The sequence below is a fragment of the Rhodococcus jostii NBRC 16295 genome (assembly GCF_001894825.1).
In the GTDB taxonomy this organism is placed as follows: Bacteria; Actinomycetota; Actinomycetes; order Mycobacteriales; family Mycobacteriaceae; genus Rhodococcus_F; species Rhodococcus_F jostii.
Map to the genome: position 1 here is coordinate 1 of NZ_BCWY01000176.1, position 5,481 is coordinate 5,481.

Genomic DNA, 5,481 nt, shown 5'->3' on the forward strand with positions numbered 1-5,481 from the left:
AGTACCGAATAGGGCCCCTGCTCGGGCGAGACCGAGCGACCAGACGCCGCTGCCGGGACCTCGGCACCCTTCCCACTGCGGTGAGGCCTGGCCCCATTGGAACTCGGCCTGGTAACAGCGCCATCACAGCTCGTGCCGGCGTTACGATCGGGCCATGGGACTGGGCGCTGCGGCGCGAGCGCTGATGCGGGCCGCCTACCGGCTCGTTCGTTTCCCGTTCCACCTGGTCGACGACGTGGTGCTGCCGGTGATCTTCGACGAGCAGGCACCGGTGCGGCGGGCGTACGGGAAGTTCTTCCTCGACTGCGACGGCGCCGCGGCGTATCTCCTCGCCGACGACACGTCGGCGGTACATGCCAGCTTCCTCCGTCGACGCAGCGCCGCCTTCCACGACGCGATCGCCCGCCACCCCAGTAGCATCCACACCGAAGCCGACGTCGTGATGGAGCACCACCGGGAGGGCAACGACGCGTCGGCAGTGGACGGGGTGCTGACAATCTTCAAGGACACCGAGGTCTTGGCCATCTACCGGCCCGGGTCGTGGAAGGCCGTCCGGCGAGACAAGGACGTCACCCGCTACATCAACAAGCAACTCTCACCGATCTCGATCGAGACGATCGAAGACTCGGCGACGTCCACCGGGCCGGAAACCACGGTGGACTGATCTTCCGGCAGAGCGTCCGGGAGGCCCTCGGGGACCGGATCGTCGTCGTGGTCCGGCGAAATGCCGGGCCGGTCGCGGGGCGCGAGGTGAGGTTCATGCAGCCGCGGGTGCGTGGCGTTCGTCGGTGAGTCGGCCGACGAGTTTTCCCGGCGGGTTGAGGGAAGGATCTGGGATGTCGGAGTTCAAGCCCTTCGTCACGCAGGTGCAGGCCCATTACGACCTGTCCGACGACTTCTTTCGGCTGTTCCTCGATCCGAGCATGACCTACGGCTGCGCCTACTTTCAGCGCGAGGACATGACGCTCGAGCAGGCGCAACGGGCCAAGATTGACCTCGCGCTCGGCAAATGCGACCTGCGGCCGGGTATGACGCTGCTCGACATCGGGTGCGGCTGGGGCTCGACCATGCTGCGCGCGATCGAAAAGTACGATGTCAACGTCGTTGGCCTCACCCTCAGCGACAACCAATACCGGCACGTCTCCGAGCTCGTGTCCGGTCTGTCGGGGCCGCGGACCGCGGAGGTCCGCCGGCAGGGCTGGGAGGAGTTCGACGAGCCGGTGGACCGCATCGTCAGCATCGGTGCCTTCGAGCACTTCCGCCGCCACCGCTACCAGGCGTTCTTCGACAGGTGCCGGGACCTGTTGCCCGCGGACGGGCGGATGTTGCTGCACTCGATCATCGCCTACCAGCGGGGCACGCTGGAGAAGATGAGTATCCCGATCACCGAGGCCTACGTGCGCTTCGCCGTGTTCATCGTTCGAGAGATCTTTCGGGGTGGTCAGCTGCCCGAACCGGACTGGGTGACCGCTCCGGCGGAGCGGGCGGGGTTCGGTGTCGACCAGATTCAGCCGTTGCAGTCGCACTATGCGCGTACGTTGGACCGGTGGTCCGGGGCGCTCGCGGCCCGTCACGATGACGCCGTGCGGATCGCTTCGGAAGAGGTTTATCAGCGGTACATGAAGTACCTGACCGGTTGCGCCGACCAGTTCCGCAGCGGACGCGTCGATGTCATGCAGTTCACCCTGGTCAAACAGGGGTGAGCTGGTTCTCACCCGAATTTTTCGGATTCTGAGCGAGCCGACCTGCGGATATTCACGATCGCGTCAGCGGACGATTCTCGCCAACTTGTCGGAATCCGCACCGCCGACGGCACTGTCAACTTTGCGCAATCCGACGGCGATTTTCGCCGGTTCGCCTCCGCGATTCACCAGGTCGCGTGTGACGAATGCGGCTTGTGTGGTTAGCAGATTGTTCAGGCGACCTCAAGTTTGACAGTGCCCATGGGACGCACTGGCCTCAGTCAGCCCGGGCCGTCGGGATTCGCGAGATCGTAGGCGCGGGAGACCTTTAGGGGGACGACCATGCGCCAGGCGTCGACGATGAGTTCGCGCGCCTCGGCCGGGTGCAGTGCCGCAAGGTCGGCGTGAACCCAGTTGAAGCGCATGTCCGCCGCGGGCGGCATCTGGAACTTGTGCGGCTCGCCCGCGACGAGTGCCGCCCGCTCCTCCCTTGGGAACGCGAAGCCCATTACCGTCTCGTCGAGGGAGAACGCGACGTAGACGATCTGTTGGACGCGGAACTTCAGCCTGCCGCGCACGTACACCTCGTACGACCGCTCGAGCTCGGTGCCCAGTGGCCGGACGTCTTCGAGTAGCGCCATGCTTGGGCCGACCCTCCTGGCCGCTAGGAGTCATCGAGATCGGCCGCCTTGATTCCTGCGTCGCAACGGCGTCCCCATTAACCTGACCATTATCTAACATGTCCATTTATCGACGAGACCCTCAGTGTGACGACCACGATCAGCGCTCGGCCGGGGCCGTGTTCGCGGTGCTGGCCGACCCGTCTCGCCATGCAGCCATCGACAATACGGGGACGTTCACGTTGGAAAGGTCAGGGTGGTCGTCTTGGAAAGGTCAGGGTTGGTCGTCGGTGTAGTTGGCGACCGCCGGCGGCGCGGTCGTCCCGGTCGGCGAGTAGCGCACGACGTGGTCGTTGCGGCCCGCGCACGGCCCCGGACCTGCTCACCCGTCCGACCCTCTCCGGAGACCACCCGATGGTCGAATGGCGATGCCGGCTCCGAAGCGTACGGTGAAGGCGCGAGGTTAGGGAAACTCGGAGATCAGGGTGTCTCGAACGGCGGTATCGTGATGTCGTTCAGGCACGAACGGTCGACGGGGCGGTTTGGATCGTCGAAGAACGCGTCCATCATCGAGCGCGCGCACGGCGACTGCGAGATCACGTCGTGTCCGACTCCCGGGATCGCGATCGCCTCGGAGTTCTCGAGGCCCTTCGCCACGACATCCGCCCACCTGGCGGGCGTGACCCCGTCGAGGACTCCGCCCATGAGCAGGGACGGCACGTCGCTTTCGACGAGGGCGCGGTCGGCGGGCGTCGTGCCGCCGACATCCCACGCGGCGCATTCGCTGAACACCCGACCGGACACCATGATCAGGCGGAGCACCTCGTCGGGGAACCCCGGCAGCGCCGCCTTGCCCGCCGATAGGACCTCCTGCTCACTGGTCCACGACGCCACCTCCCGGCAGTAGGCCCCGAACGCAAGACCGTAGCCGGCGAGCCCGGGCGGGGCGGCTCGTCCGAGCCGGACCTCCGCGGCCTCGCGCACATCGCCGTTGGCCGCCGTGTGGATCATGCTGGGAATCGTCGCGAAGGCAGTCGGACCCGTGTAGCTCTGGCCCGTCACCACCCAGGCGAGGGTGTAGCCGTCGACCACGACCTCGACCGGTTTGCCTTCGGCGTTGTTCACGGTTGCGGCCATCGGGGTCTGGTTGAGGCGGTTGACGGCAGCCGTGAACTCCTCCTTCAGGTTGGGGTAGGCGGCGGCGCACGCCGGTTGGCTCGCGCAGGCATCGAAAATGCCTTGATACATGCCCGCGGCCGCCGGCCAACCCTCTTTGAAGATGTTCTGACTTATCGGCGAAACCGAGTCCATCACCATGCTGCGGATGCCCTCCGGGTGGTCGCGGAGGAGCACCTGGGCCACGTTCGTCCCGTAGGACACGCCGTAGACGTTCCACTCCTCGACGTCCAGCGCCTTACGCAGATCGGCGATGTCCGCCGCATTTTCCTTGGTGTTGTAGGACGCGAGATCGGCGCCGGTGGTCGTCAGATGTTCGCGACAGGCCTTGACGGCGGCTAGGTTTTGCTCGCCGGTGCTGGCGGCCGCGAATTTCAGGCCCAGGGCCGTCCCGTCGGCGAAAGCATCGTAATCGGGGCAGGTGAGCTGCGGGTCGGAGTGGTAGTTGCCGCGCTGGGCGGGGAAGATGACCTCACGGTCGGCGTTCATCCCGGCGGCCACTTCTCTGACTGCGTCCAGGAACGCGAGCCCGCCCGGTCCGTGCGTTATGAAGACGATCGGGTCCCGCTTCGGCGTCGCCGAGGTGGCCTTCGCCCGGGCCACCGCGATGCGAATCGTGCGTCCATCTGGCTTGTCGCGGTTCTCCGGAACGGTCAGGTACCCGCACGTGAATTCCGGCCCGAGATTGGCGCTGGGGCCGACCTCGGGGATATTCGGATTCGGGCACGGCGCGGTTTCGTATGAGTACGACGCTTTCTCGTCCTCCGAGGAGCAGGCGGCGAGGGCGGTCGTGGCTAGGAGGCCCAATGTGGTCATAACGGAGAGCAATGCCATGAAACGTGTTCGAGACATGATATGCGCTCCTCTGACTGAATTTGCGGCCGCGCGATCGTATGTCGGTGGCGATCCGTAGACTCGGGTTCGTTCTGATGAGCATCCCCCCAATTTTGTTCTCAGAACAACCCCCTGTGCCCCGGCGTCACCCCCTTGGGTTCTATCGGTCGTCGCAACGGCAAGAAGTCGGTCACATTCCTCGCTCGCTGGCCCGCGGACAGGGCCATGAGGCACGCCCGCGATCGGGTCAGGGAAGTGACCCGCCGATCGCGGTTGCTGCTTCGAAGTCGAGGTGATCGTGGCGAAGGTGAACCGGTTTCTGCGCGGCTGGGCCGCGTATTTCCGGTACGGCAACTCTCTGCGATCCACTTGGAGAAGATCATCCACCACGCGTGGACACGGGTGGCGCTATTAATTGCCAAGCGCCACAAGCGGTCCCGCGAGTGCGGGTGGTCGGTGCTGGCTTACCAGTCTCCGGACCATCTGGGGCTGATCTCGCTGTCGGGAACGGTCGTCGCTCCCAGGCCTTTCAAGGCTTGGCGGGAGAGACTGAATGCCGGCGGTGAACGACGTCGGTAAGCCGTGTGCGGGAGAGCCGCATGCACGGATTGACGGGCGGGAGCTGGAAACGGAGCACCCTGGCCACGGCGTGAAGAAGAACAGCCGAGCGGGAAACCGTTCTGCTCATAGTGGCTTCGCGACCTACAGTCAGGATCTGCCACCGCGCCAGCTCTCGACCCTACATTCGGTGGTCAGTCAGGTGTTGGGTACCGAGCGATCGCACTTGAACCCGGTTCGGGAGGCGCTGCGCGCCGACGACGGCGCGTTGCATCACCGGTTGCTGTCGATCCGGGAGGAGGCCGGCCTCCCCGAGGAGATCTCCGCGCTGCGGGTGTTCGATGTGATCGTGTGGATGGACGGCAAGAACCGCGGCCTCGGAGAGCGCTCTGAGCTGGGAAGATGACACGTCCTGGGAGGATGTGGACGAGGTGACACCGGCGGGGTCGGCGAGGGGTTGGCGGATTTCGCTGGGCGTCATCGCCGGCCTGCTGTTGGGGTTCTTCGGCTAATGTGCCGGCGGTGATCTTGTGGCAGCACTACGGCAATGTTCCGCAGCCGAGGGTGTATCCGCACGGCTCGTTCACCTCGTTCGGGCCTGATCCGCCGCC

At 65.5% G+C, this 5,481-nt stretch carries 6 protein-coding genes; 4 read left to right on the forward strand and 2 right to left on the reverse strand.

The window, feature by feature from the left end; genetic code table 11:
* The first annotated feature begins 154 nt into the window (after positions 1–154).
* Positions 155–664 (forward strand): hypothetical protein, encoded by a 510-nt coding sequence (locus tag RJ1_RS48605; protein WP_240319634.1) that lies wholly within the window; start codon positions 155–157, stop codon positions 662–664.
* Positions 665–836: 172 nt separating this feature from the next.
* Positions 837–1,703 carry a cyclopropane mycolic acid synthase family methyltransferase gene (locus tag RJ1_RS44170; protein ID WP_073370956.1) on the forward strand — a complete coding sequence of 289 codons (867 nt, stop codon included), beginning with the start codon at positions 837–839 and terminating at the stop codon, positions 1,701–1,703.
* A gap of 260 nt (positions 1,704–1,963) precedes the next feature.
* Here the strand turns inward: RJ1_RS44170 and RJ1_RS44175 are convergent, their stop codons facing one another.
* Positions 1,964–2,323 carry an MmcQ/YjbR family DNA-binding protein gene (locus tag RJ1_RS44175; RefSeq protein ID WP_073370958.1) on the reverse strand — a complete coding sequence of 120 codons (360 nt, stop codon included), beginning with the start codon at positions 2,321–2,323 and terminating at the stop codon, positions 1,964–1,966.
* 459 nt (positions 2,324–2,782) lie between these two features.
* Entirely contained in the window at positions 2,783–4,330 is a 1,548-nt protein-coding gene (locus RJ1_RS44180) for an alpha/beta hydrolase (RefSeq protein WP_083400384.1), read from the reverse strand.
* Positions 4,331–4,619: 289 nt separating this feature from the next.
* On the opposite strand from RJ1_RS44180, the gene RJ1_RS48610 reads away from it, so the two are divergent.
* Both RJ1_RS48610 and RJ1_RS46565 read left to right on the forward strand, forming a co-directional pair.
* A complete protein-coding gene (locus RJ1_RS48610) occupies positions 4,620–4,727 on the forward strand; it encodes a group II intron maturase-specific domain-containing protein (RefSeq protein WP_255284970.1) in 108 nt (35 codons plus the stop codon).
* 138 nt (positions 4,728–4,865) lie between these two features.
* A complete protein-coding gene (locus RJ1_RS46565; protein ID WP_143048839.1) occupies positions 4,866–5,276 on the forward strand; it encodes a DUF6308 family protein in 411 nt (136 codons plus the stop codon).
* The last annotated feature ends 205 nt before the right edge of the window (positions 5,277–5,481 follow it).

Coding starts and splice junctions, on each gene's coding strand:
- RJ1_RS46565 (WP_143048839.1), top strand. CDS start 4,866: ATGCCGGCGGTGAACGACGTCGGTAAGCCGTGTGCGGGAGAGCCGCAT.
- RJ1_RS44175 (WP_073370958.1), bottom strand. CDS start 2,323: ATGGCGCTACTCGAAGACGTCCGGCCACTGGGCACCGAGCTCGAGCGG.
- RJ1_RS48605 (WP_240319634.1), top strand. CDS start 155: ATGGGACTGGGCGCTGCGGCGCGAGCGCTGATGCGGGCCGCCTACCGG.
- RJ1_RS44170 (WP_073370956.1), top strand. CDS start 837: ATGTCGGAGTTCAAGCCCTTCGTCACGCAGGTGCAGGCCCATTACGAC.
- RJ1_RS44180 (WP_083400384.1), bottom strand. CDS start 4,330: ATGTCTCGAACACGTTTCATGGCATTGCTCTCCGTTATGACCACATTG.